Origin of the sequence: Actinocorallia sp. B10E7 (genome assembly GCF_039871655.1) — a bacterium.
Taxonomy (GTDB): domain Bacteria; phylum Actinomycetota; class Actinomycetes; order Streptosporangiales; family Streptosporangiaceae; genus Actinocorallia.
This window is the reverse complement of record NZ_JBDPLZ010000005.1, coordinates 338348-363701: the sequence shown is the minus strand read 5'-3', so window position 1 is coordinate 363701 and position 25354 is coordinate 338348. Positions and strand designations below refer to the sequence as shown.

The window sequence follows — 25354 nt, the reverse complement described above, 5'->3', positions numbered from 1 at the left end:
AGGCGGCGGATCAGGTGGCCGGCAGGGCGGTGGCCAGGAGGACGATGCCGACCGAGCCGACCAGGGAAGCGATGGCCATGCTCCGGGCGAAGGAGGTCCTGTGGTGGCGGTTGGCCCAGCCGTGCAGGGTGGCGGCGATCATCACCGCGCAGAACAGCAGCAGCTTGGCGGCGAGGATGCGGCCGTAGCCGGGGTGGGCCAGCGATTCCCAGGTGACGCCCTTGTGCACGGCCAGCGCGATGCCCGTGCCGATCTGCACGGGCAGGAAGAACGCCCCGGTGAACATGCCGAACCGGCGGCCCACGCCCTGGAGTACCTGGGCGCGGGTGCTGACCGGCAGTGAGCGCTTGGCTATCGGCAGCAGCACCAGGGACACGGTGAGCTGACCGCCGACCCACAGGGCCGCCGAGATCACGTGCAGGAACCGCACGGCCGTCCACAGCGTCATCGGGTCACCTCGAAGAGGCCGTGGGCGCCGGCCTCGCCGTGGCGCATGTCGTGGTCGACGAAGGGGTAGCGGCCCGGTTCGGGGAAGACCGTCTCGGCGAAGCCGCCCTGCGCGGCGGACAGGTCGAGCGCCTGGGCGCCGCCCGGGCCGCCCCGCTCCAGCAGATACGCGCCCTCCTTGTAGACCGTGTCGAACTGGGCCCCGACGATGTGGAAGGCGGTCCCGGAACCGGGTCCCGCGGCCACCACCCAGATCCGCACCCGCTCCCCGGCCTTCGCGGGCAGCGGGGCGTGGTCGTAGCCGGCGGCCATGCCGTTGAACATCCAGGCGTCCGCCTTGCCCTCGCGCATCCCGGCCGCCCGGCCGTCGACCGTCCCGAGGTAGAGCTCGCCCTGCACCAGCAGGTACTCGCGGTCCACCGCGGGAAGATCGGGCGGGTCGATGATCACCGCGCCGTACATGCCGTTGGCGATGTGCTGGAGCATCGGCATGGTCGAGCAGTGGTACAGCCAGGCCCCGGCGTGTTCGGCCTTGAACCGGTACGTCAGCCGCTCGCCGGGCTGGATGGTGCGCATCGGGACGTCGGGGGCCAGCGATCCGGCGTGGAAGTCGATGCCGTGCCCCATCGCGCCGTCGTTGACGAACGTCACGGTGAACACGTCGCCGACCTTCCCGCGCAGCACCGGCCCGGGGACGCCGCCGCCGAACGTCCACATCTCCTGCTCCACGCCGGGTGCGACCTCCGGCTTCTCCTCGGTGGCGTGCAGTTCGACCTTGTGCTCGGTGCCGCCGGGGGCGGGGCGCAGCGCCGCGTCGTACGGTTTCCAGGACGGGCTCGGGTCCGCGGCCAGGTCCAGCGCCGAACCGTCCATCACGTTCATCCCGGAATGCTGTGAGTGGTCCGAGTGCGTCGCGGCCGGGTCGCCGGTGACCTTGATCTGCATGGTCATCCCGGCGGCGCGGTGCCCGGCGACGGTGCACCAGCCTTCGACCGGGCCGGTCAGCGGGGGCAGCGTCAGAGTGGCGCTCTCGCCCGCGCTCAGCAGCGGCGTCTGCTCGCCGGTGGCCAGCCGCAGGTCGTGCGGCTGGGCGTCCCGGTTGGTCACCTTCAGCACCAGACGGGTGCCGCGCGGTGCCTCGATCGTGCCGGGGCTGATCCGCATCCCCGAGAGCGTGACCTGGACGGTCTGGACGCCGCCGCCCTCGACCGTCCGAACGGCGGGCCCGGTCGGGCCGCTCACCGCGAACACCACGGCCAGCGCGGTCAGCACGGCGCCCACCCCGATGCCCAGCACCGGCGGCGACGGCCGCAGCTTCCGGCTCACCGCGACCGCGGCGAGCGCCACGAACCCGGCGTACGCCGCCGCCACCGCCGCCCACGCGGCGCGTGACGCCCAGGGCAGCAGGGTGAACGGCACCGCCGCATTGACCAGGGCGAGCCGGATGATCCAGCCGCGCTCCAGCAGCGCGGCCGACCGCTTGAGGCCCGCCGGTCCCCCGCCCAGCACCACCGGCAGCAGGAAGGTCAGCGACCCGACCAGGATCTGCGCGACGAAGCCCGCCAGGATCAACGGCAGCAGCGTCTCGAACCCGGCGGCGACCTCGTCCGGCGGCCGGGTCGCGACGATGAAGAGGTCGGCGGCGAGGACCACGACGAACCAGCACGTCCCGGCCGCGAGCATCCACGCCGCCGGGTTGTGCGGGCGCCGCTGCCGGGCGGTACGGACGAAGGGGACCAGCGAGAACACCACCGCCCCGGTGAACAGCGCCAGCCCCGCCGCGGCGGCCGGGCCCGCGCCGACCAGCAGCCCGCCCACGGCCACCGCCAGGCCGGGCACGGCGAGCCGCAGCGCCCAGCGGGCCACCGCGCCGACGTCCTCGACCATCCGGGTGCGCAGCACGGTCGGCCACAGGGTGAACAGCGTGCCGAGCACCGCCAGGCCGACCCAGCCGAGCACGTTGGCGTGGACGTGCGCGGCCTCGATGCGCTCATGCCAGGACTCCGGGGCCAGGCCGGAGGCCATCACTCCGCCCAGCGTTCCGCCGACGACCAGGGCCCCGCCGGAACAGACGTACCAGCCGAGCACGTGTGCGAACCGCCCGCCGAGCGCCCGGCGGGACCGGACGGCCAGCAGGCCGACGTGCGCGGCGACGACCCCCACCACGACCGCCGCACCGCCCGTCGCGAGCCAGGGCAGGCCGGCCGGCGAGCCGCCGAGCACACCGGCGATCCCGGCGTTCAGCGCCACCGGCCGGGCCGCGACCCACCTCGGCCCGGCGGGCGGCAGGCGCAACAGCGCGGTGGCGAAGTGCTCGGTCCAGGTCACGATGGCGTTGGTCACCGCGCCCAGCAGGAACAGGTGGACGAGCAGCCAGCGCGGCAGATCCAGCACGCCGCGCGCCGCCATCGCGACCAAGGTCAGAGCCAGCCAGCCCAGCACGATCGCGTTGGCCCGGGCATGCCAGGCCGTCCGGGGCGACGGCGCGGACGAAGGCGGTTCCGGTCGTGTCTTCACGTCCAGTACTGGTGAGCTCATGACGGCTCCTTCGGTGACGCGGGCCGGGCACTCCGCGCGGCCTGTGCCCGGGGGGTCCTGACGGGGCGCGAGGGCTTCCGGATCGCGGTGACCACGGCGGTCGCGACGAAGGCGGCCAAGGCGACGGCGCCGAGCGCGCCGAGCGCGGGGGCGGCGTACCCCCACGTCCGGCCCAGGGCGACCGCGCGTTCCAGGGCGATCAGCGTGCCGAGGAAACCGAGCGCCATCAGCGGCCCGTGCTGCGCGGCGAAGGCCTGGCGGGGCAGCGGGACGCCGAGGCCGAGCAGCGCCGGCCCGCCCCACACCCCGGCCGCCAGGGCCGGTCCCGCGCCCAGCAGCGCGGGGAGCCGGCGGACGGCGACGGTGGTCATCGCCGCAGCTCGGCGACGCAGAGGTCGGGCTGGACGAACGGCAGCAGCCGGACCGCCTCGACCGGGGCGCCGAGTTCGGCGAGGGCGCCCCGCATGATGCCCAGGTGCACCCCGCAGACGACGTCGGCGTCGGTCTCGGCCAGCTCCCGGAACGGGCAGTGGTGCAGCTCGATGCGGGTGCCGTCGGCGGTCGCCCGCGGGGCGAAGCCCGCCTCGGCGAGCAGCTCGACGATCTTGTGGATCGCCGTGTCGGCGTCGGTGCGGACGTCCTCGATGGCCCCGACGCTCTCGGTGTGCCGCACGGCCCGCCGGCCGTAGCCGCGGCCGGCCTCGATCGCGGCCTGGCGCCGGTCTCCGTCCTGGGTCGACAGGTAGCCGATCAGGGTCTCGGCCAGCAGCCGGTAGTCGCGGCGCCCGTCGTCGGCGGGGGCGGGCGCGGAGTACAGGACGCGGGGCCGGCCGGGGCGTTCTCGCTGCTCGGGTTCGGCGGTGACGTGGCCGTGCTCGGTGAGCAGCGTCAGATGGGCCCGCACGGTGTTGGGGTGCAGGCCGACGGCTTCGGCGAGCTCGGGGACGGTCAGCGGATGCCCGGCCCGCCGCAGGGTCTCCAGCACGGCGACCCGGCTCACGTCCGCCAGGACCTGGTGCGCTCTGGGGTCGATGTCTTCGGCAGCCACGTTTTGATTTTGCACGATCTGCGTTGTAAAAACAACTGAGGCCGTGAAAACCCCGGCGGCCCGATCAGAGAGGAAGCCGTGATGACCATGCCCGTGGAGGACCCGGAGACCCCGGAGAGCACGGCCGACGCGATCCGCGCCCACCACGCGCGACTCGGCCGGACCGTCGCCGATCACGCCCTGACGATCCGGCACGCCGTCGACAAGCTCACACCGCCCGCCGCGGCGCGGGACGAGCTGATCGGCTACTTCACCCGGGAGGTCCTCCCGCACGCCATCGCCGAGGAGAACACCCTGTACCGGGCCGGGGCCGGGCTGCCCGCCGCCGCTCTGCTGGTGAACGCCATGACCGAGGAGCACGTCCGGCTTCGCGGCCTGGCCGAGACGCTGCGCCTAGCCCGCACCCCCGGCGAGATCGGCGCCGCCGCGGCCGCCCTGGACGCCGTGTTCCAGGCGCACATCGCCAAGGAGAACGACGACCTGCTGCCCGCCCTGGTCGAGGCCCGCGTCGACCTGGCCGCGCTCCTCGCCGGAACCGACGAGATCACCGGCGCCGCTCCGGGCCACCACCACTGCACCTGCGGCGGCCACGACGACCCCGGCGGCCCGACCGCGGTGGCGGAGATCTCCGACGGCGAACTGGACGTCCGCGCGCTGGCCCCCGCCCAGCGCCACGAGCAGATCTTCGCCGCCTTCGAAGCGCTGGCCCCCGGAACGGCGTTCGTACTGGTCAACGACCACGACCCCAAGCCGCTCCGCTACCAGTTCGCCGCCGAGCACGCCGGCCGCTTCACCTGGGAGGCCGTCGAGTCCGGGCCGGAGGTCTGGCGGGTGCGCATCGGCCGGCCCTGACCCTTCGGATCCCGTCCTGGCCGTCGCCACCGTCCTCACCGAGGACGCGATGTGGGTTGGAGCCGCGGGCGGTCCCATGCCGTAGAGCCCCACCACGTGAGCGGGCCTCGTCCACTGGCCTTAAATTGGGCGTTGTGCATCGGACCGTCGCGCCTCTGGGAGTGCCGGGAGGCGGGCTCGTCGGCGCGGGAACGTTCCCGGCGGCGGAATAGGGTCGGTCCGTCGCGCCGCTGACCAGTAGGCGCCGGGCCCCTCCGGCGCTGACTCTTGTCCGGCCCGCGTGTCCGGGCGCTCGAGAATGGGATCCATAAGTTGAGTTCTTCAGCCCCCCCGGAGGCTAACGCCGCCCCCGTCGGCAAACCGGACGACGGCGGAGGAGGCCTCGACCGCGGCGTGCTCGCCGTCGCGATGGTCGTGGTCCTCGGTGCGATCATGTCGATCCTCGACGTCACCGTGGTCAACATCGCCATCCGCGACCTGTCCGAGGAGTTCGACGCGCCGCTGTCGCAGATCCAGTGGATCGCGACCGGCTACACGCTGGCGCTGGCCACCGTGATCCCGGTGACCGGGTGGGCGGCCAGCCGGTTCGGCACCAAGCGGCTCTACATGGTCTCGATCGGGCTGTTCGTGGTCGGTTCGGCGCTGGCCGGCATGGCCTGGTCGGCCGAGTCGCTGATCGCCTTCCGGGTGCTCCAGGGCCTGGGCGGCGGCATGATCATGCCCGCGGGCATGACGATCCTGACCCAGAAGGCGGGCCCGCAGCGGGTCGGCCAGGTGATGAGCGTCGTCGGCATCCCGATGCTGCTCGGCCCGATCAGCGGCCCGATCCTCGGCGGCTGGCTGGTCGACGACGTGTCGTGGCGCTGGATCTTCTACATCAACGTGCCGATCGGCGCGGTCGCGCTGTTCCTGGCCTGGAGGATCCTGGACCGCGACACCGCGCGGCCCGGCGAGCGGCTCGACCTGATCGGCCTGCTGCTGCTCTCGCCCGGCCTCGCCTCGCTGATCTACGGCCTGGCGACCGGCGCGGAGAAGGGCGCGTTCGACTCCGCCGAGGTGATCGGGTTCACCGCGCTCGGCGCGGTCCTGGTCGTCGGGTTCGTGGTGCGGGCGCTGCGCGCCGAGGCGCCGCTCATCGACCTGCGGCTGTTCACCCGCCGCTCGGTCGCCGCCGCGTCCGGGACGATGGTGCTGTTCCAGCTGGCGTTCTTCGGCGCGATGCTCCTGATGCCGCTGTACTACCAGGTCGTGCGGAGTGAGAGCGCCTTCCACACCGGCCTGCTGCTGATCCCGCAGGGCCTCGGCGCGATGATCACGATGCCGATCGGCGGCAAGCTAACCGACAAGATCGGCCCCGGCCGGGTGGTCCTGGCCGGGCTGGTGTTCGTCATCGCGGGCATGTTCGGCTTCACCCAGGTCGGCACCGACACCTCGATGACGCTGCTGGGCGGCGCGCTGTTCGTCATGGGCCTCGGCATGGGCCTGACCATGATGCCGACCATGTCGGCGGCCATGCAGACCCTCGGCCACGACGAGGTGCCGCGCGCCAGCACCGCGCTGAACATCATCCAGCAGGTCGCCGGGTCGATCGGCACCGCGACCATGTCGGTGATCCTGACCACCGAGCTCGCCGACCGGCTGCCCGGCGCGAGCGGTGGCGGCCTCGGCGCCGCGGCGGGCATGCCGCCGGAGGTGCGGGCGCAGCTGGCCCCGAAGCTGGCCGAGTCGTTCGGCGCCACCTTCTGGTGGGCGCTCGTCCTGCTCATGCTGTCCTTCATCCCCGCGCTGCTGCTGCCCCGGCAGCGTCCGGAGGCACCGGTCGACGTCATGCCGATGCATTAGCCGCAATGCAGAAGGGGCCCGCCGTGTTCGGCGGGCCCCTTCTGCGTGGTCGGCCTCCAGCGCGTGGGCGTACTCCCGCGTCATTTCGGAATGTCGGCGTTCGCCTTCCCCCATTTCACGCTTGAAGCCGCACAGAACACGATTTACATGGAACCGCCGAATAGCCGCGTGGATCCCTTGGGCGGCCTTCCGAAATGGATAAGATCATTACACTTTGAGCCTTTGGAGGAAACGTGCCCGAGCCGATGCCGCTCCTGCCGGCCGACCCGGCGAGCGTGGGCCCGTACCGGCTCGAAGGCCGGCTCGGCGCCGGCGGCCAGGGCACCGTCTACCTCGGCGGCGACGAGAACGGCCGACAGGTCGCGGTCAAGCTCCTGCACGCCCACCTGATCACGCACGAGATCGCCCGCACCCGCTTCCTCGACGAAGTGGAACTCGCCAAACGAGTCGCCCCGTTCTGCACCGCCCAAGTTCTCGACAGCGGCGTCGTGAACGGCCAGCCCTACATCGTCAGCGAGTTCATCGACGGGCCCTCCCTGCAGGAGTCGGTGCGCGCCACCGGGGCCCGTGGCGGAGCCGCCCTGGAACGGCTGGCGCTCAACACCGTGACGGCGCTGGCCGCGATCCACCAGGCCGGCGTGGTCCACCGCGACTTCAAACCCGGCAACGTGATCCTCGGCCCGGACGGCCCGGTGGTGATCGACTTCGGCATCGCCCGCGCCCTGGACCTCACCCGGTCGCTCACCGGCAGCCAGGCCGTGGGCACCCCCGGCTACACCGCGCCCGAACACTTCCGGGACGAGGAGACCGGTTCGGCGGCCGACCTGTTCGCCTGGGGGGCGACCATGGTCTTCGCCGCCACGGGGAAGACCGCCTTCGACGGCGCGTCCGTCTCCGCCGTCATGTACGCCGTCCTCCACGACGAGCCCCGCACGGACGGCCTGGACAGCCGGTTGGAGGCGATCGTCCGCGCCTGCCTGGAGAAGGACCCCGCCGAACGCCCCACCGCCGCCGAGGTCGCCGACCGCCTGCGCACCCTCTCCGCACCCGTCCCACGCACCGAAGACCCTCCCGGGGACCTCGAGGACGGAGCCGCTGACCGTGATTCCGGGAGCGGAGAGAAAGAGGAGCGACCCGCCCCGCACGAGACCGTGGTCCCGGCCAGGAGCAGGCGCCGCCGCGCCCAGGCCAGTGCCGCGTCCCTGTGCCTGCTGGTGCTCGCCGGAGCCGCCTACTTCGTCTTCCCGGGCCTGCGAGGGCAGGAACCCGACGCGTCGCCGCGGATCTCCTCCGATGCCGTCCTCGCGTCCTCCGACGCCACGGCTCCCGCGACAGGACGGCTCAGCGCGGCGCCCTCCCCCACGAAGACGCCTCGCTCGTCGAAGTCCCCAGGCGACGCGCGGAACCCTGGCAGTACCCAGAAGCCGAGCGGTACCAGATCCCCGGAGGCCGAGACGCCGGCCCCATCGAAGAAGCCTTCCCCCTCGAAGAAGCCCTCTCCGTCGAACAAGCCCGCCCCGTCAAGCCCGAAAACAGTCGGAACCGTCACCATGCAGGACATGGCCCAGTACTGCACGGCTCACGGATACCCCGTCTACTTCTACTACAACGGCGCCCTCACCTGTCAGGGCAACGGCAAGCCGACGATGAACACCGACGCCTCGGCCGTGTGCCGCTGGCGCTACCCAGGCCACCCGAACGTCCGGGCCGAGGGCAACAACTGCGTCTCGTACCCCTGAACGGAAAGCGTTCCCCACCTTTTGTCACCAGAAGGCGCGCACGTTACGCGGCATGGCCTAAAGACGAATGAGGAGCGCGACCGCGTTCTTCGGCTCGCGCGGATCGGGGTGGGGGTCGGTGAGCGGGTGGACATGGTGTTACGAGGGCTACGACCCGGCCGAGGAAGGGCTGCGGGAGTCGTTGTGCACCGTCGGAAACGGCTATCTGGCCACCCGGGGGGCTGCGCCGGAGTCCTCGGCCGATGGGGTGCACTATCCCGGTACGTACGCGGCCGGCGTCTACAACCGTCTGGAAACGGAGATCAGCGGGAAGGGCGTCGAGAACGAAAGCCTGGTGAACCTGCCGAACTGGCTTCCGGTGACGTTCCGCGTCGAGGGCGGGCCGTGGTTCGACATCGACGCGGCGGAGATCCTGGAATACCGCCAGTGCCTCGATCTGCGGCGGGCGGTCCTCACCCGCCGGTTCCGCTACCGCGACGGTGCGGGACGCACCACGGCGGTCACGCAGCGGCGCTTCGCCGACATGCGGTTCGCGCACGCGTGCGCGCTCGAGGTGACGATCACGCCCGAGGACTGGTCGGGTCGGCTGGAATTGCGCTCCGCGCTCGACGGCCGGGTCGCCAACACCCTCGTCGACCGCTACCGGGATCTGGCGAGCGGCCACCTCCAGACAGTGGACACGCGTGAGCTGGGCGAGGACTCCTGCCTGCTCGAGACGCAGACGAGCCAGTCCAAGATCCGGGTGGCGATGGCGGCCCGCAGCACCCTGTGGCGCGGGGAGCGGCGGTGCGACGCCGAGCGCCGTCTCGTCGAGGAGCCCTCCTGGATCGGCCATGACGTCGCCGTCGACGTCGCCGCGGGCGACTCCGTGACGCTGGAGAAGATCGTGACCGTCTTCACCGGCCGCGACCGCGCCGTCAGCGAACCCGCGGCCGAGGCCGCGCGGTGGCTGCCCCGGATGGGACGTTTCGGGACGCTGCTCGAAGACCACTGCCTGGCCTGGACCCAGCTGTGGGAACGGTTCGACGTCAGGATCGAGGGCGAACAGCACGCGCTGCGCACGGTCCGCCTCCATCTGCTGCACCTGCTGCAGACCCTCTCGCCCAACACCGTCGACCTCGACGTCGGGGTACCGGCCAGGGGGCTGCACGGCGAGGCCTACCGCGGACACGTCCTGTGGGACGAGCTGTTCGTCTTCCCCCTGCTGAACCTGCGCGTCCCCGACCTGACGCGGGCGCTGCTGCGCTACCGGTACCGCCGGCTGCCCGAGGCGCGGGAGGCGGCCCGGGCGGCGGGCCTGCGGGGCGCGATGTACCCCTGGCAGTCCGGCAGCGACGGCCGTGAGGAGAACCAGCGGCTGCACCTCAACCCGATGTCCGGCCGCTGGCTCCCCGACCCGACCTGGCGGCAGCACCACATCGGGATCGCCGTCGCCTACAACGTGTGGCACTACTACCAGGCGACCGGCGACCGGGAGTTCCTCACCCACTACGGGACGCGCATGCTGGTGGAGATCGCCTGGTTCTGGAGTTCCCTCGCCTCCTACGACCGGAGGTGCGGCCGGTACGTCATCCGCGGGGTGATGGGCCCCGACGAATTCCACTCCGACTATCCGGGCGCGACCGGGGACGGGATCGACAACAACGCCTACACGAACGTGATGGCGGTGTGGGTGATCCTGCGCGCCATCGACGCGCTCTCCCTGATCCCGGAGCAGGCCCGCCGCGAGCTCATGCGGACCGTCGGGCTCCAGGACGGGGAACTGGCGCGCTGGAGGGACATCAGCCGGAGCATGTTCGTGCCGTTCCACGATGGCGTCATCAGCCAGTTCGAGGGCTATGAGGACCTGGCGGAGCTGGACTGGGAGGGCTACCGGCGCCGGTACGGCGACATCCAGCGCCTGGACCGGATCCTCGAAGCCGAGGGCGACGACGTCAACCGCTACAAGGCGTCGAAACAGGCCGACGTGCTGATGCTGTTCTACCTGCTGTCGGCCGACGAGCTCGGCCCGCTCTTCGACCGCCTCGGCTACGGGCTGGACCGCGACGCCATCCCCAGGAACATCGACTACTACCTGGTCCGGACCTCCCACGGCTCGACGCTGAGCGCGGTGGTGCACGCCTGGGTCCTGGCGCGGGCGCACCGCGAGCGGGCCATGGAGTTCTTCGTCCGCACGCTGCGGGCCGACATCACCGACATCCAGGGCGGGACGACCCCGGAGGGCATCCATCTGGCGGCCATGGCCGGGAGCGTGGACCTCCTTCAACGCTGCTTCTCCGGGCTGGAGACGCGGGAGGACCGGCTGCTGCTCAACCCGTACTGGCCCGAGTCGCTCGGTACGCTCACCCTGCCCCTGCGCTACCGGGAGCATCCGCTGCTGCTGCGGATCAGCGGAAACCGCGTGGATGTCACCGCCGGCCCCGGGATGCAGCAGCCGATCGAGATCGAGTGCCGCGGCCAGACCGCCGAGCTGACGCCCGGTTCCACCGTGCGGTTCCCGCTCTGAGCCTCCGGCCGCCGCCAGGCGGAGCCGGCTCCCGGCCCTAACCGAGGCCGGTCAGCCGTGTGAAGTCGATGTGACTTGATGCGCCCAGCCGTGTCACACAACGGAAACTTTCTGTACCCAAACTCACCGTGAGTCCGTTATGTACGCCTACGGCGTCCTCCACCCCACGGCGAAAGAGTGATCTCGTGTCCTACGTGAACCCGCCCGAGTTCGTCAAGAAGATGATCGACGCAGGCGAGACCAAGGCCTTCATGTCCACCCGAGATACGTTGATCCGCGCGTACATGGCCGGCGCCATCCTCGCGCTGTCCGCGGCGTTCGCGGTCACGGTCACCGTGCAGACGGGCGAGGCCCTGCTCGGCGCACTGCTCTTCCCGATCGGGTTCTGCCTGCTGTACCTGCTCGGGTTCGACCTCCTGACCGGCGTCTTCACCCTGACCCCCCTCGCGCTCATCGACAGGCGGCCGGGCGTCACGCCGCGCTCGGTCCTGCGCAACTGGGGCCTGGTCTTCGTCGGCAACTTCGCCGGCGCGCTCACCGTGGCGGTCATGATGGCCGTGATCTTCACCGTCGGCTTCTCCATGGAGCCGAACGAGATCGGCCAGAGGATCGGCTCGATCGGCGAGGGCCGGACGGTCGGCTACGCCGAGCACGGGGCCGCCGGAATGCTGACCCTGTTCATCCGGGCCGTCCTTTGCAACTGGATGGTCTCCACGGGCGTCGTCGCCGCGATGATGTCGACGTCCGTCTCGGGCAAGGTGATCGCCATGTGGATGCCCATCCTGCTCTTCTTCTACATGGGCTTCGAGCACTCGATCGTGAACATGTACCTGTTCCCGTCCGGCCTGATGCTCGGCGGTGACTTCTCGCTCATGGACTACCTGGTGTGGAACGAGCTCCCGACCGTGGTCGGCAACCTCGTCGGCGGTCTGACGTTCGTGGGGCTCACGTTGTACGCGACCCACGGCCGTACCCGCGTGGGCCTGGACCGCCCGACCCCCCGGGAGATCGACGCGCCGGTCAAAGTGGACGCGTGACGCGCTCGTAGACCGAAGCGGGCCCTCCGCGACCTCGGGTCAGCTCGAAGTGGCCCAGCCCCGGAGTTCCTGGACGGCGAGGCGGGCGGCGGTGCCTATGGCCGCGTCGGCCCGGGGATGGGTGGCGGCGGTGCTGCGGGCCCTGGTGAAGACGGCCAGGGCGTAGCGGCCGCCGTCGGGGTACTCGACGACGCCTATCTCGTTGCGGAGGTTCAGGAGGGTGCCGGTCTTGCCGCTGACCAGGACGTCGTCGTAGGGGAATCCGGAGGCCAGGCGGTGGGGCCAGACCTGGAGGCCGAGCATGCGGCGCATCTGGGCGCACTCGGCGGGGGGCGCGGCCTCGTCGCGCCAGATCGCGGCGAGCAGGCGGGTCAGTTCGCGGGGGGTGCCGTGGCTGGAACGGGCGGGGTCGAGGGCCGACAGGCGGCCGGACATTCCGGGTTCGGCGAGTCTCGACCACAGTTCCGCGGGGTCGGTGACGCCCGCGTCCGCCATCAGGGACGCGTGGAGGTCGCTCGCGCTCCCGGTCACCCGGGTCCGCTCCAGGCCGAGTTCGACGAGGGCCCGGTTGACGTGTTCCAGGCCGACCCGTGCCAGCACGGCGTCGGCCGCCGTGTTGTCGCTGACCGTGATCATCATGCAGGCGAGGTCCCGCAGCGACATGCGCACCTCGTCGAGCAGCACCGACGTCCCGGTCGTGCCCGCCACCCGATCCCCGGGCGGGAGCACCGCCCGCTCCACCGGGTCGAGCCCGCCCGCCGCCGCGCGGCGGAAGAACGCCACCAGCAGCGGCACCTTGAACACCGACGCGAGCACCACGCTCTCGTCGGGCCGCACCCCGACCTCGCGTCCGGAGTCCAGATCGACCGCGTGCAGCCACCCGGCCACCCCGGCCTCCCGGAACGTCCCCTCGATCACGGACGTCATGCCGCGCCTCCCCCGGGAAGCGCGGTGCGCCCGCGGCGGGACGAAGAGCTGGGGGGACTGGCCGCGGTCACGGTCGAGGCTACCGCGCCGGTCATGCGAGGAACCCGGAGGACGGGCGGAGGACGACACGGTGGGGGACAGGGGTCATGGCTGCCTCGGTGCGCAGGACACGGGTGGTCACGTCGATGAGATCGGCGATCGGCCCCTCGGGCGGGGCGCCGGCGCGCCAGGCGCAGGACGTCCGCCGCAGGAGCGGGGCGCCGAGGAGGGGGCGCCACACCGTCCCGGGCGCCGCCGGGGTGCGCGGCACGAGGGCCACGGCGGTGCCGGCCAAGACCAGGCCCAGGGTGAACTGGGGGTGCGGGGACTCGTGGACGGCGCCCGGGACGAAGCCGTGGCGGGCGCAGGAGGCCAGGAGGTCCTCCAGCGCGGCGGAGGAGTTCCCGCGGCGGGGCACCACGAGGTCGTGTCCCTCGAGGTCGGCCAGGCGCAGTTCGGGGGCGGCGGCGGGCGGGGAGCCGTCGGGGAGCAGGGCCCCGAGGGGTTCGCCGAGCATCGGGCCGAGGGCCAGACCGGAGGTGTCGCACGGGTGGCGGAGCACGCCGACGTCGAGCGTGCCGTCGGCGAGGGCGCGCAGGTGGTCCTCGGTGAGGGCGGGGCGCAGTTCCAGGGGCAGGTCGGGACGGACGTCGCGGAACGTGCCGATGAGGGAGGCGACCACCGCGCCGTCGAGGTCCTCGGGGATGCCGACGCGCAGCGTCGCGCGATCGCCCGCCCGTTCCGCGACGGTGAGGATCCGGCCGGCCCGGTCGAGCAGGTCGCGGGCCTCCTCCAGCAGCAGCCTGCCGGACGCGGTGAGCGCGACACGGCGGCTCGACCGGTCGAACAGGCGGGTGCCGAGCTCCTTCTCCAGCCGCTGGATGCGCTGGCTGAGCGGCGGCTGGGCCATGCCGAGCCGGTCCGCGGCCCGCCCGAAGTGCAACTCCTCGGCGACCGCGACGAAGCATTCGAGGTGCCCCACGAGGTTCACAGCCAAGGACTATATCCATTCCCATATCAATCCATGATCAATACCGATCTTGGACATCTTTCGGATCATCTGCTGTTCTGGTGACTCCTGCTAGGGGAAGGAGACGCGGATGCGCCGAACCGTCGTGGCAGCCGTGGCCGTACCGACCGTCGCCGTGGCGGTGGGCGCCGGGGTGTTCTGGGCGGTCAGGGACGAGGGCCCCGAACCCGTCGCGGAGCGGTTCCTCGCCTCCTGGCAGCACCGCGACGCCGCCGCGATGGCGGCGCTCACCGCGGGCGGCCCCGCCGACCTTCCGGCCCGGCTCACCCGCACGTGGACCGACCTCGGCGTCGTCGACCAGCGCCTCCACCTGGCCGGCGTCGGCGAAGGCGAGAACGCCAAGGCCGCCTACCGGGCCGAGCTCACCCTCGGCCAGGGCCAGAAGTGGAGCTACGAAGGCACCTTCTCCTTCGTCCGCGAGAACGACGAGTGGCGGGTCCGCTGGGCCCCGTCCGTACTCCACCCCGACCTGCGGGACGGGCAGCGGCTCACCACCGCCCGCGCCTTCCCCGACCGCGCGGCGATCACCGCCGCCGACGGCTCCGACCTGCGCGGCAGCTCCTCCGGCTCGGTGCAGCAGCTGCTCGGACCGGTCGGCCCCGCCACCGACAAGGCCGCCGCCGAACTCGGCGCCCCCTACCGCAAGGGCGACCCCGTCGGCCTGGACGGCCTCAACCGCCAGTACGAGAAGCGGCTGGCGGGCACCCCGGCCACGATCGTCCGGATCGTCGACGCGCGGGACAAGCCGGTCAAGGCCCTCCAGTTGTTCGGCGGCGGGCCCGGCGAGCCGCTGAAGACCACGATCGCCCCGCGCGTCCAACTCGCCGCCGGGCAAGCCCTCTCGACCGCGAAGAAGAACGCCTCCATGGTCGTCGTCCGGCCCTCGACCGGCGAGATCCTCGCCGTCGTCAACAAGCCCGGCGGCTACAACCGCGCGCTCATGGGCCAGTACCCGCCCGGCTCCACCTTCAAGGTCGTGACGGCCGCCGCCTTGGTGGCGGGCGGCCTCAAGCCCGGCAGCACGGTGGACTGCCCCGCCACGACGACGATCGGCGGCCGCACCTTCAAGAACGCCGAGTACGAGAAGTTCGGCAGCATCCCGTTCCGCGACGCCTTCGCCCACTCCTGCAACACCACGTTCGCCGCCCTGGCCGTCGACAGGCTGGGCGAGAAGCGGCTGGCGCAGGTCACCGCCCAGTTCGGCTTCAACGCTCCGATCATCGCGGGTCTTCCGGCGGTGCGGGCCTCCTTCCCCGCCGTCAAGGACGACACCGCGCTGGCCTCCGCCGCGTTCGGCCAGGGCGAGGTGCTCACCAGCCCGCTCAACATGGCGTCGGTGGCCGCGGCCGCCGCCGACGGCACCTGGCGCTCCCCGCGCCTCGTCCCCGCCTCCCTGGCCCCCCAGGCCCTCGACGCGGGCGGGAAGAAGCCCGAACCCGACCACCCGCTCGACCCGAACGTCCGCAAGGCGCTGCGCGTGCTGATGCCCGCCGTCGTCACCGAGGGCACCGCGCACGCCGTGGACTTCCCCGCCGGGACGGCGGGCAAGACCGGCACCGCCGAGTTCGGCTCCGGCGAGAACCCGCCGACCCACGCCTGGTTCATCGGCTACCGGGGCGACCTGGCGTTCTCCGTGATCGTCGAGGACGGCGGCACCGGCGCCGAGGCCGCCGCCCCCATCGCCGCGCGGTTCCTCAGGTCCCTCTGAGGGATCGCGCGCGCGAGACGTCGTCCTACTCGAAGAGGGACGGGTCGCCGGTGCCTCGGCGGATGATCTCGGGTTCGCCCTGGGACAGGTCGACGACCGTCGTCGGGACGGTGCCGCACTCGCCGGAGTCGAGCACGGCGTCGACCGCGTTGTCGAGGGTCTCCTTGATCTCCCAGCCCTGGGTCATGGGCTCGGCCTCGCCGGGCAGGAGCAGGGTGCTCGACAGCAGCGGTTCGCCCAGTTCGGCCAGCAGGGCCTGCACCACGACGTGGTCGGGGATCCGGACGCCGACCGTCTTCTTCTTGGGGTGCAGCAGCCTGCGCGGCACCTCTTTCGTCGCCGGGAGGATGAACGTGTAGCCACCGGGGGTGGCCGCCTTGATCGAGCGGAACAGCGCGTTGCTGATCTGGACGAACTGGCCGAGCTGCGCGAAGTCCTTGCACACCAGCGTGAAGTGGTGGCCGCTGTCGAGCTGGCGGATCTCCCTGATCCTGTCGATTCCCTCCTTGTTGTCCAGACGGCACCCGAGCGCGAAGCACGAGTCCGTCGGATACACGATCAGCCCGCCGGAACGCACGAGGTCCACCGCCTGGCGGATCGCTCGGGGCTGCGGATTATCCGGATGCACATCGAAATACTTCGCCATGTAAAGGAGCTTAGACAGGGTGGCGAGGCGTGAGGCGGGCCTGGTTGAATGAAGACATGACCTGGCGACATTGATCTTCATCTGAGAGTCGGCTCATCCGGAGGGTCTACGCGTACGCGTTCCTCACGGATCTCATCCTCCTGTACCCGGTCTACTCGCTGCTGTTCGCCGAGACCGGACTGTCGACCGCGCAGATCTCGACGCTGCTCATCCTGTGGTCGTCCGTCTCGTTCCTGCTGGAGATCCCCTCCGGGGTCCTGGCCGACGCGTTCTCCCGCCGCAGGCTGCTGGTCCTCGCCCCGCTGATCACCGGGCTGGGGTACGGGCTGTGGACGTTCCTCCCGTCCTATCCGGCGTTCGCGGCCGGATTCGTGCTGTGGGGGGCCGGAGGCGCGCTGGCCTCGGGGGCCCTGGAGGCGCTGGTCTACGAGGAGCTCGCCCGGCTGGGGGCGGGCGACTCCTATCCGCGCGTGTTCGGCCGGGCCCGAGCGCTGGGGACGACCGCCGCCATGGCCTCCTCAGTGGTCGCGGCGCCCGTCATGGCGGCGGGCGGATTCCTCGCCCTCGGCATCGCCAGCGTGATCGTTCCGCTGTTCACGGCCGCGGTCGCCTGGTCCCTTCCCGAGCACAGAGGCGGCGGGGAGGACCCCGAAGAGGACGAGGAGCCGGGGCTGCGGGTGGTGCTGCGGGACGGGCTGGCCCTGGTGCGGACGGCCCCGGTGGTCCGGCGGCTGCTCCTGGCCGTCGTCCTGGTGTCGGGCTTCTCGGCGATGGACGAATACCTGCCGCTGCTGGCCGCCGAGGCCTCGGGGGCAGCGCTGGCCCTCGTGCCCCTGCTGGTGCTGCTGCCCGCCGCCGGTGACGCGGTCGGCGGGTGGTTCGCCGGGCGCGGCGGCTCCCGGCTTCCCGTCATGCTGGCCTTGGCCGCGCTCTGCCTGGCCGCGGGGGCCCTGGCACGCCACCCGCTCGGTTTCGTGCCGATCGGCGTCGCCTTCGGGTTCGCCCAGTGGGCGATGGTCGTCACGGAGGCGCGGCTCCAGGACCGGCTCTCCGACCGTTCCCGCGCCACCGTCACCTCGCTGGCGGGCCTGGGCATGGAGGTCATCGCCGTGCTGGTCTTCGCCGCCTACGGTCTCGGCTCCCTGTGGTCGCCGTCCTGGCTGCTGTTCGCCCTGGCGGCCCTGCCCCAGCTCCTCCTGGCCCTCGTCCTGCGGGGACGGCGGGGATGATCAGGGTCGGTAGAAGGCGAACCGTCGGCGTATGGCGTCTTCGTCCAGGCCGAACTCCCCGGGGGTGTAGCGGTGGACGCCCTTCGCCTGGCGTGGGCGGGCGGCGTGGTAGCGCTCGATCATGCCGTCCGGGTCCGGGGGAGCCTCCAGGCCGGCCGCGGCGTAGATCTGCTTCACCACCGAGGATGTCGACGAGACCAGGTCCTCGTAGCGCACGTCCAGGACGGTGACGGAGGCCGCGGACGGGGAGTCCCGGAAGGCCAGGGCCCGTCGCAGCCATCGTTCGGTCTGGTCCGTCTGGAAGCGGCCGACGTCACGGGCGTCCACGTCGTCGCTGTAGGTGGAGCGGAAGACGGAGAACAGGCTGGCGCCGGAGGCGACCGTCTCGACGATGTCGCGGTGCAGGTGGACGATGCACGCGCCGGGGAAGGCCGCGGCCAGATGCTCGAGTTCGGGGAGGTGGGCGGGGGCTTTGAGGACCCAGCGACGGCCGTCTTCCGCATCGAGAGTCTGCAGGACCTTGCGGTAGTGGCTGTAGGAGGCGGAGAAGTCCTGCTCGGCCAGCCAGGCGCTGTAGCCGTCCAGGCGCATGGTGGAGCTGAATCCCCAGTTGCGGAAGTCGGTTCCCATGGCCAGTACGCACTCTTCGGGGAGGCGGGAGCCGAAGTCATGGACGGTCGCCAGGGCGGGGTTGAGGAAGTGCAGTGCTTCTTGGGCACTGGAAGAGGCGTCCAGCAGCTCTTCTCGCTCTTTCTCCGTCACGTTGGAGAAACGCCACGGAGCGCCGAGCTCCGCGGAAAGAGGGGCGCGGAATCTGGGATCCGTGGCGAGCAGGCGGAAGAGGAACGTGGTGCCCGTCCGCCAGCCGCCGACGATGAAGATCGGCGGTACGAGAGGGCTTCCGATGATCTCCGGGTGTGCCGCGAGGTGACGTTTCGTCAGGATGCGGGTGCGGAGCCTCGCCACTGCCGAGTTGAAGGCCATCTTCACGCCGAGGGCGTTCAGGCGGCCGTCTTCCGAAGCGGACTCCAGGTACCGTTCGAGTCCTTCGCGCCACTCCGAAGGGTCGTCCAGGAGGGAGTCTCCGACACCCCTGGTCGCCTTGGCGATGACTTCTTCCGCGGTGTCGGCACCGAGTCGGTAACGCTCGGGGCGGGCCGCTCGGTCCGCTTCCGCGGCGGCGTATACGGCGGCGGCCTCGGGGGTTCGCGGGGCGGGTTTCCAGGTCGTCATCTCTCGTTCCGCAGGTCTTCGATACGGCAGCGGCGAACGGACGGCAGGGCGGGTGGGTGTTCGGGTTGCAGCCAGCGCAGGACGACGATCCCGAACGGGCGGCCTTCGGTGTCCAGCCAGTCGCCGGCGGACGGACCGGGGTCCTGCGCGGCGAGCACGAAGCGGTACCGCCCGTCCTTGATGCTCGCGGTGCCGCCGGTACGGGACACGGAACGGTGCCGGTGGTCGAGGGAGTTGAGGAAGCGGCTGTAGAGCAGGACGTTCCAGTACCGGCACGGCGCCACGTCGCCTTCGAGTACCAGCGCCTCTCCCGGCCCCAGCTCCCAGCCGCCGCGCAGGTAGTGGATGCCGGGCTCGGTGTAGACGGCGCCGCCGGTCATCTCCGACCAGTGGCGGATCTCGTTGGGCCGCGCCCGGTCGGCGTCCGCGGCCATGGCGAAGGCCGCGGGGAGGAAGGACATGGCCCCGGCGAGGCGGCCGAGGTGGTGCGTGAAGCGGGCCGGGTCGATGGGAGGCGGCACGGATACGGCGGGATCGATCGGGGTGAGGGCGCACCAGCCCGTCTCGTCCCCGGCGTCGTCGTGGAAGTACCGGACCCACAGGGCGGTCGTCTTCTCGGGGAGTGGCAGCCAGTCGCCTTCCTCGGGCCGGGTTCCGCCGAGCGTGACGGTGAAGTTCCCCTCCTCGTCGAAGCGGAGCCCGTCGCTGTCGAGACGGGCGACGGCTTCGGCTCCCGCCCGCCCCGACCCGGCGTAGACCGTGATCGACGCGTAGACGGCCGCACCCGGGTTCCCGGTGAGGCGGTAGCACCGGCCGGGGCGGATGTCGGCCACCCAGTAGCGGAAGTCCGGGTTGTCCATGAAGAACTTCTGCCGCCACCCGTTGAACGGCACCAGTTCCGGCTGTTCCCTGTCGACCTCGAACCGGGCGAGCTGGTTGTGCAGGCCGCGTATCAGCGCGCGGAATCCGTCTGCCCGTTCCAGCTCGTCCAGGCCCTCGGTGTCAGCGGCCAGGCGCCGTCCGGCCGTCTGCAAGGCGTCGACGAACGTCTCCCACGCCTTCACTTCCGGCCGGTCGGCGTCCTCCACCGATCAGGAGCCTTCGCTTGCGGGACGGCTGGCCGGAACGGCCGCCGGAGGGGTGAAGGTGCACTTCAGCCGCTTGTATCCGTTGATGAAGCCGGACAGCAGACGGTCCGGTTCGCCTTCGGAACGGATGTCGGGCAGGCGGGTGTACAGCTCCCGGAGCATCACGGTGAGCTCCCGGCGGGCCAGGTTGGCGCCCAGGCAGAAGTGCGGGCCGGGGCCGCCGAAGCCGATGTGCGGGTTCGGCGAGCGGGTGATGTCGAACTTCTCGGGGTCGGTGAAGACCGCTTCGTCGCGGTTGGCGGCCCAGTAGTACAGCATCACCTTGTCGCCCTTGCGGTACAGGTGGCCGTTCATCTCGTGGTCGCGGGTGACGTTGCGGCGCATGAAGATGACCGGGCTGGCGTAGCGGACGACCTCTTCGATGGCTCCGGCGATGCGGCCGTCGAAGTCCTCCATCAGCAGCGCGCGCTGGTCGGGGTGGTCGGTGAGCAGCTTCAGGGTGTGCGCGAGGGCGTTGCGGGTGGTCTCGTTGCCGGCGACCACCAGCAGCAGGAAGAACGCGCCGAACTCCTGCGGGGTGAGCTTCTCGCCGTCGACGTTGGCGTTCACCAGCGCGGAGGTGAGGTCTCCGGTGGGGTTGGCGATGCGCTCCTTGCCGAGCTTGGCCGCCAGCCGGTGCAGCTGCCAGCCCGCCGAGGCGATCGTGCCCATCGACCGCGCCATCCCGAGGTGGCCCATCTTGCCCGTGCCGGTGCTGTAGTCCATGGTGGCGCCGACGTACTCGGGGTCGGTGTAGCCGGTGCTGATGTTGCTCAGCTTCACCACCTTCGCGTGCTGCTCCGGCGGGATGCCGAGCATGTCGCAGATGACCTCGACGGGCAGCCGCACCGCCGCGTTGGCGACGAAGTCCACGCCGGGGCCGGCCTCGATCAGCTCGTCCACGATGCGCTTGGCGCGGGCCGCGATGTCGTCCTCGGCCTTGGACAGCACGCGGGGGCTGAACGCGCGGGACACGATCCGGCGGATCTTGGCGTGCCTCGGGTCGTCCATGTCGATCATCGAGCGGAAGTACCTGTCGACGATGCCCGGCGCGTCGATCGGCTGGGTGGCGGTGGGCTCGCTGCTGAAGATCTCCGGGTTGCGGCTGGCCTCGGCCACGTCGGCGTGGCGGACGAGCGCCCAGGAGCCGGGCTGCTGTCCGACGAACGGCATCTTGGGGAGGGTGAAGAACTGCGGGCCGGGCTGGGCGCGCAGCACGGCGAATCCCTCCGCCCGCTCCTCCAGCGGCCGCTCCCAGAAGCGGAGGTCGCCCAGGTCGACGTCCTTGAGGGTCAGGCCCGAAGGTCCTGTGGAGTAATCCGTGGTCACCGGTGACCGCCTTTCCCGCTTCAGCCTTGATCCATTTCTGGTGTGCGAGCACACCAGAAATATCTGGTGCCAACGATCACCAAAATTCGGGTCCGCGTCAAGAGGTGAGGCACAATCAGGAGCTGTGACGTCCCCACGCACCCGCCCCTACCGCGGGGTGCCCGCAGAGCAGCGCCGGGCCCTCCGCCGCGCCGCGCTGCTCGAAGCGGGCCTGGAGCTGCTGGGCACCCGGGGCTGGGCCGCCACCACCGTCCGCGGGGTGTGCACTCAGGCAGGCCTCAACGACCGCTACTTCTACGAGAACTTCACCGACCGCGACGCCCTGCTGCTGGCGATCGTCGACGAGCAGGCCGCCCGGGGCACCGCCGCGATCCTGGACGCCGCCGGGCGCTCCCCCCGCCACCTGCAGTCCCGGATCCGCGCCGCGGTCGACGCCACCGTCGACTTCCTCACCGCGGACCCGCGCATCTCCCACATCATGGCGCACGAGTTCCCGGCCAGCCCCCTGCTCCAGGAGCGCAGGCGCCAGATCATCCAGTCGCTGACCGCCATCTTCATCGCGCAGACCCGCGAAGTGCTCGACCCGCTCCCCCTGTCGGACACCGACCTGGAGCTGACCGGTCTGACCCTCACCTCCGGCCTGTGGGACCTCATCACCGCCTGGCTGCGCGGCGACCTGTCCATCGACCGCGACCACCTCATCGACTACACCGTCGCGCTCCTGCTGACCACCACGGATCTCGCCGCGCCCCTGCACCACCGGCTCCGCTGATCCGGTTCCGCCGGACACGGCCGAGGCCCGGGCCCGCTTTCCACGGCCTGTGCGTGAGGCCGCGCGGTTTTGTCGGAGGCCCGCAGTAGCTTGCCGCCCATGATCAAGGCCGTGAACGGCCTGTCGACGGCGGGAGGCGTGGGCTTGGACGTGGACGAGACCGGCTGGGAGCTGCGGAGCGCGGTGCGGGTCGTACCGCCGGCGCGGCCGCGCAAACTGGCGAAAGTGCCCTTCGTGGAGTTGGCGGACGGGCGGTTGCAGGGGGTCGTGTCGAGCGGCTCCGACATCAGCCGGGTGTACGTCTCGTCGATCTCCGCCGGGGAGCACGGCTACAACTGCCGCACCAACAACAACCGGCCGTGCGGCGGGCTGCGCGGAGCGCCGTGCAAGCACCTGCGGGCGCTCGTCGACGAGGCGGTGCTGCAGTACGGGCCGCAGCGGGTCGCGCGTTACCTGCGGGTCGAGGTCGAAGAAGGCGGCGACCTGGTGGGGGCCCTCGACGGCGCGCCGGAGTCCGCGGACGCGGCGGTCGTGTTCAGCCGGTTCCTGCGGCACCTGTCGTACCTGGAGGTCCCCGGCACCACGATGCCCGTTCCCGAACTGCACTGGTTCCCTTCGACGGGGGTGGCGCGCTGATGCTCGCGGTACAGCTCGCCGGACTGCTCGGCTCCGCCCCCGCCGGGGTGGACGAGGCGCTCGACCTGGTGTCCGGGTTCGACGACGCCCTGGTGCACGGCTTCACCCGGCTCGACGCCGAGCGCGGCGCGGCGCTCGGCGCGCTGGCCGCATCGCTGGCCGCCTCACCGCTCGGCGCCGCCGCGCGGGAGGCAGTCGAGAAGATCACCGCCGGTTCGGTCTCGGAGGAGCACCTCGCGGTGCTGGCCGGCGGCCGGGCCGCGCTGCTCGGGGCGGTGCACGACGCGCTGCTCGACGGGCTCGACACCGCGCTGGGCCGGGCCAGGGGCCGGTGGACTCAGCCCGCTCCCCCGCAGCGGGAGGACCTCCTCGGCGGGTGCCGGGCCTGGCTGCACGAGCTGGCCCTCACCGGCTGGCGGGGCGTCGACCACGACCTCGTCTCCTCCGCCGACCGGACGATCGAGTCCCTGCTCGCGGTGCCGGCGCTGCGGCGTCCCGCCGTCCTGCTCGACGGGCTGGCGGCGGAGCTGCGGGCGTCGTGCCCGGTCGCGACGGCCGAGCGGATTCCCGTCCGGCGGTGGGCCGACCTCTGGTCGCGCGCGCTGCTGCTGTCCCAGGCCGGCGGGCGGGCCTGCGCGGCCGAGCCCGCCGAACGGGTGTCGGGGCGGCTGCTGGTGCTCGGGGTCGACGTGCACGAGCACGACACCGCGGTCCAGGCGCAGGTGCACGCGGTCCTGGAGCCCTCCGGCGGCGGGGAGCACCGGCTGGCGCGGGTGAGCGTCTCGGTCGCGAAGGTCGACACGATCGCCGGCCCGGCGGTGTGGAAGCTGCTGGCGGACCACCCGGTGCTGCTGCGAGCGCTGGCCGAACGGCGCGTCCTGGAGATCTCCGACATGCCGCTGCTGGCCGGGGGCGATCTGGTGTGGCAGGACGAGGCGGCCGCCGCGGGCGAGCCCGCCGACCCCTTCACCACCGCCCGGGTCCTGCTCGCCGGGGCGCTCGCCCCCGCCGTGCCTCCGCTGGAGCGCCACCCGGTGCGCATCGCCGAACCCGTCCTGATCGAGGACTACACGGTCAAGGAGGGAAGCAGGCTGGAACTGGGCGAACACGGACTCGACCTCGATCTCGACCGCCTGCCGTCCTGCGGGCCGCTCACCCCCGAACTGGTCGCCGCGTCCTCGGCGTGCATCGGGCTGGTCCGCTGGGACGCGGGCCGCTGGAAGGCGCAGCCCCTCGCCGTTCGGGCGACGGTCGGACGCAAGCCGGTCGAGGCGCACAACGGCGACTGGGCGCTGGGCCCCACCGACCCCAAGGTCGTGAAGGCCCAGGCCAGGTCCGGCGACTCGGTGGCCGTGCTGCGCGAACGAGCGGGAAGGCTGCTGCGCAAGTGAGCGAATCCGACGCCAACCGCAGGCAGGTGCTCTACTGGCGGCTGCTGTCCCGGCTGTTCGACCCCGAGGAGCAGCCGTCGCTGGAGGCGGCGAGCGTGGCCGTCGTCGACGACCTCGGGCTGCCGCCCGCGCTGCTCGACCCGGGGATCTCGGTCGACAACCTGGTGCAGCGCTTCCCCGAGCTGGGGCCCGAGTTCCAGGGCCTCATGGAGCCGCGGGAGACCGGTGCCGAGGATCCCGGCGAGCAGGTGCGCCGGGCCGCCCTGGTCTCCAAGGCGCTGCTCAACGTGTTCGCCACCGGAACGGGTGAGGTGACGGCCTCCGGGCTGGCCGACTGGCAGCGCGACCGCGGCTGGCTCGAGCAGGCGATGGGCGCCGAGTGCGCCGGCGGGCTGAGCGGCGTCCTGGCCGAACTGGAAGGCGATCTCGTCCGCAGGATGCGGCTGCGCGAGGTGCTGGCCGATCCGGCGCTGGCCCGGCAGCTCAAGCCGAGCATGTCGCTCATCGAACAACTGCTGCGCGACAAGTCCAACCTGTCGGGTGTGGCGCTGGCCAACGCCAAGGCGTTGATCCGCCGGTTCGTCGACGAGGTCGCCGAAGTACTGCGCACCCAGGTCCAGCAGACCTCCACCGGCAAGATCGACCGCTCGGTGCCGCCCAAGCGGGTGTTCCGCAACCTCGACCTCGACCGCACCATCTGGAAGAACCTCGTCAACTGGAGCCCCGAGGACGAGCGGCTCTACGTCGACCGGCTCTTCTACCGGCAGACGGCCAAGCGCACCACGCCCGCCAGGCTGATCGTGGTGGTCGACCAGTCCGGGTCGATGGTCGACGCGATGGTCAACTGCACCATCCTGGCGTCGATCTTCGCCGGGCTGCCCAAGGTCGACGTGCACCTGATCGCCTACGACACCCGCGCGCTCGACCTGACCCCCTGGGTCCACGACCCGTTCGAGGTGCTGCTGCGCACCACGCTCGGCGGCGGCACGAACGGCACCGTCGCGATGTCCCTCGCCCGGCCGAAGATCACCGATCCGCGCAACACCGTCCTGGTCTGGATCTCGGACTTCTACGACAACCGGGCACTGATCGACGACTTCACGTCCGTGCACCGCTCGGGGGTGAAGTTCATCCCCGTCGGCTCGGTGAACAGCTCCGGCCACCAGAGCGTCGACCCCTGGTACCGCCAGCGCCTGAAGGATCTCGGCACGCCCGTGATCTCCGGCCACATCCGCAAGCTCGTCTTCGAGCTCAAGAACTTCCTCGCCTAAGGAGACC

Annotated in this window: 21 protein-coding genes; 11 read left to right on the top strand and 10 right to left on the bottom strand. The window is 71.7% G+C overall.

Annotation, left to right across the window (positions count from 1 at the left end; all coding sequences use genetic code 11):
* Positions 1-10: 10 nt before the first annotated feature.
* From ABGB12_RS19475 to ABGB12_RS19460, 4 genes are read right to left on the bottom strand one after another with little or no spacing between them, the layout of a single operon-like run.
* Positions 11-448, bottom strand: a complete 438-nt coding sequence (locus ABGB12_RS19475; RefSeq protein ID WP_347679861.1) for a hypothetical protein — start codon at positions 446-448, stop codon at positions 11-13.
* Complete coding sequence (locus ABGB12_RS19470) at positions 445-2985, bottom strand: multicopper oxidase domain-containing protein (protein WP_347679859.1); 2541 nt, start codon at positions 2983-2985, stop codon at positions 445-447. The genes ABGB12_RS19475 and ABGB12_RS19470 overlap by 4 nt, the downstream gene beginning before the upstream one ends.
* Positions 2982-3356, bottom strand: a complete 375-nt coding sequence (locus ABGB12_RS19465; RefSeq protein ID WP_347679857.1) for a hypothetical protein — start codon at positions 3354-3356, stop codon at positions 2982-2984. The genes ABGB12_RS19470 and ABGB12_RS19465 overlap by 4 nt, the downstream gene beginning before the upstream one ends.
* Positions 3353-4033 (bottom strand): helix-turn-helix domain-containing protein, encoded by a 681-nt coding sequence (locus ABGB12_RS19460; protein ID WP_347679855.1) that lies wholly within the window; start codon positions 4031-4033, stop codon positions 3353-3355. Before ABGB12_RS19460 ends, ABGB12_RS19465 begins: the two co-directional genes overlap by 4 nt.
* 81 nt (positions 4034-4114) lie before the next feature.
* Here ABGB12_RS19460 and ABGB12_RS19455 point away from each other — a divergent pair, with 81 nt between their 5' ends.
* From ABGB12_RS19455 to ABGB12_RS19435, 5 genes are all read left to right on the top strand, one after another.
* Positions 4115-4885 carry a DUF2249 domain-containing protein gene (locus ABGB12_RS19455; RefSeq protein ID WP_347679853.1) on the top strand — a complete coding sequence of 257 codons (771 nt, stop codon included), beginning with the start codon at positions 4115-4117 and terminating at the stop codon, positions 4883-4885.
* A gap of 312 nt (positions 4886-5197) precedes the next feature.
* Entirely contained in the window at positions 5198-6727 is a 1530-nt protein-coding gene (locus ABGB12_RS19450) for a DHA2 family efflux MFS transporter permease subunit (RefSeq protein ID WP_347679851.1), read from the top strand.
* Positions 6728-6960: 233 nt separating this feature from the next.
* Positions 6961-8466, top strand: a complete 1506-nt coding sequence (locus ABGB12_RS19445; protein WP_347679849.1) for a serine/threonine-protein kinase — start codon at positions 6961-6963, stop codon at positions 8464-8466.
* 118 nt (positions 8467-8584) lie between these two features.
* Positions 8585-10972 (top strand): glycosyl hydrolase family 65 protein, encoded by a 2388-nt coding sequence (locus ABGB12_RS19440; RefSeq protein WP_347679847.1) that lies wholly within the window; start codon positions 8585-8587, stop codon positions 10970-10972.
* Positions 10973-11157: 185 nt separating this feature from the next.
* Positions 11158-12009 (top strand): formate/nitrite transporter family protein, encoded by an 852-nt coding sequence (locus ABGB12_RS19435; protein WP_347679845.1) that lies wholly within the window; start codon positions 11158-11160, stop codon positions 12007-12009.
* Positions 12010-12048: 39 nt separating this feature from the next.
* Here the strand turns inward: ABGB12_RS19435 and ABGB12_RS19430 are convergent, their stop codons facing one another.
* Complete coding sequence (locus ABGB12_RS19430; RefSeq protein WP_347679843.1) at positions 12049-12936, bottom strand: serine hydrolase; 888 nt, start codon at positions 12934-12936, stop codon at positions 12049-12051.
* Positions 12937-13027: 91 nt separating this feature from the next.
* Positions 13028-13966: a LysR substrate-binding domain-containing protein gene (locus tag ABGB12_RS19425; protein WP_347679841.1), complete on the bottom strand. Its 939-nt coding sequence runs from the start codon at positions 13964-13966 to the stop codon at positions 13028-13030.
* 109 nt (positions 13967-14075) lie between these two features.
* Between ABGB12_RS19425 and ABGB12_RS19420 the strand changes: the two genes are divergently transcribed.
* Positions 14076-15713: a penicillin-binding transpeptidase domain-containing protein gene (locus tag ABGB12_RS19420; protein ID WP_347679839.1), complete on the top strand. Its 1638-nt coding sequence runs from the start codon at positions 14076-14078 to the stop codon at positions 15711-15713.
* Positions 15714-15738: 25 nt separating this feature from the next.
* Here the strand turns inward: ABGB12_RS19420 and ABGB12_RS19415 are convergent, their stop codons facing one another.
* Positions 15739-16359: an L-threonylcarbamoyladenylate synthase gene (locus ABGB12_RS19415; RefSeq protein ID WP_347679837.1), complete on the bottom strand. Its 621-nt coding sequence runs from the start codon at positions 16357-16359 to the stop codon at positions 15739-15741.
* Positions 16360-16493: 134 nt separating this feature from the next.
* On the opposite strand from ABGB12_RS19415, the gene ABGB12_RS19410 reads away from it, so the two are divergent.
* The gene (locus tag ABGB12_RS19410; protein WP_347680651.1) at positions 16494-17588 is read left to right on the top strand and encodes an MFS transporter; all 1095 of its coding nucleotides are present in this window, start codon (positions 16494-16496) and stop codon (positions 17586-17588) included.
* Here ABGB12_RS19410 and ABGB12_RS19405 read toward each other — a convergent pair whose 3' ends face one another.
* Genes ABGB12_RS19405 through ABGB12_RS19395 form a run of 3 tightly spaced genes read right to left on the bottom strand, consistent with a single transcriptional unit; the run spans position 17589 to position 21277 of the window.
* Positions 17589-18821, bottom strand: coding sequence for a sulfotransferase (locus ABGB12_RS19405; protein ID WP_347679835.1), 1233 nt, complete (start codon positions 18819-18821; stop codon positions 17589-17591).
* The gene (locus tag ABGB12_RS19400; RefSeq protein ID WP_347679833.1) at positions 18818-19909 is read right to left on the bottom strand and encodes a DUF1214 domain-containing protein; all 1092 of its coding nucleotides are present in this window, start codon (positions 19907-19909) and stop codon (positions 18818-18820) included. Before ABGB12_RS19400 ends, ABGB12_RS19405 begins: the two co-directional genes overlap by 4 nt.
* A 3-nt stretch (positions 19910-19912) precedes the next feature.
* Positions 19913-21277, bottom strand: coding sequence for a cytochrome P450 (locus tag ABGB12_RS19395; protein ID WP_347679831.1), 1365 nt, complete (start codon positions 21275-21277; stop codon positions 19913-19915).
* A 124-nt stretch (positions 21278-21401) separates the two neighbouring features.
* Between ABGB12_RS19395 and ABGB12_RS19390 the strand changes: the two genes are divergently transcribed.
* The 4 genes from ABGB12_RS19390 to ABGB12_RS19375 all read left to right on the top strand — a co-directional run bounded on the left by ABGB12_RS19390 (position 21402) and on the right by ABGB12_RS19375 (position 25347).
* Positions 21402-22049 (top strand): TetR family transcriptional regulator, encoded by a 648-nt coding sequence (locus ABGB12_RS19390; protein ID WP_347679829.1) that lies wholly within the window; start codon positions 21402-21404, stop codon positions 22047-22049.
* Positions 22050-22148: 99 nt separating this feature from the next.
* Positions 22149-22685: a hypothetical protein gene (locus ABGB12_RS19385; RefSeq protein WP_347679827.1), complete on the top strand. Its 537-nt coding sequence runs from the start codon at positions 22149-22151 to the stop codon at positions 22683-22685.
* Entirely contained in the window at positions 22685-24076 is a 1392-nt protein-coding gene (locus tag ABGB12_RS19380; protein ID WP_347679825.1) for a hypothetical protein, read from the top strand. The genes ABGB12_RS19385 and ABGB12_RS19380 overlap by 1 nt, the downstream gene beginning before the upstream one ends.
* Positions 24073-25347 (top strand): VWA domain-containing protein, encoded by a 1275-nt coding sequence (locus tag ABGB12_RS19375; protein ID WP_347679823.1) that lies wholly within the window; start codon positions 24073-24075, stop codon positions 25345-25347. The genes ABGB12_RS19380 and ABGB12_RS19375 overlap by 4 nt, the downstream gene beginning before the upstream one ends.
* Positions 25348-25354 lie beyond the last annotated feature (7 nt).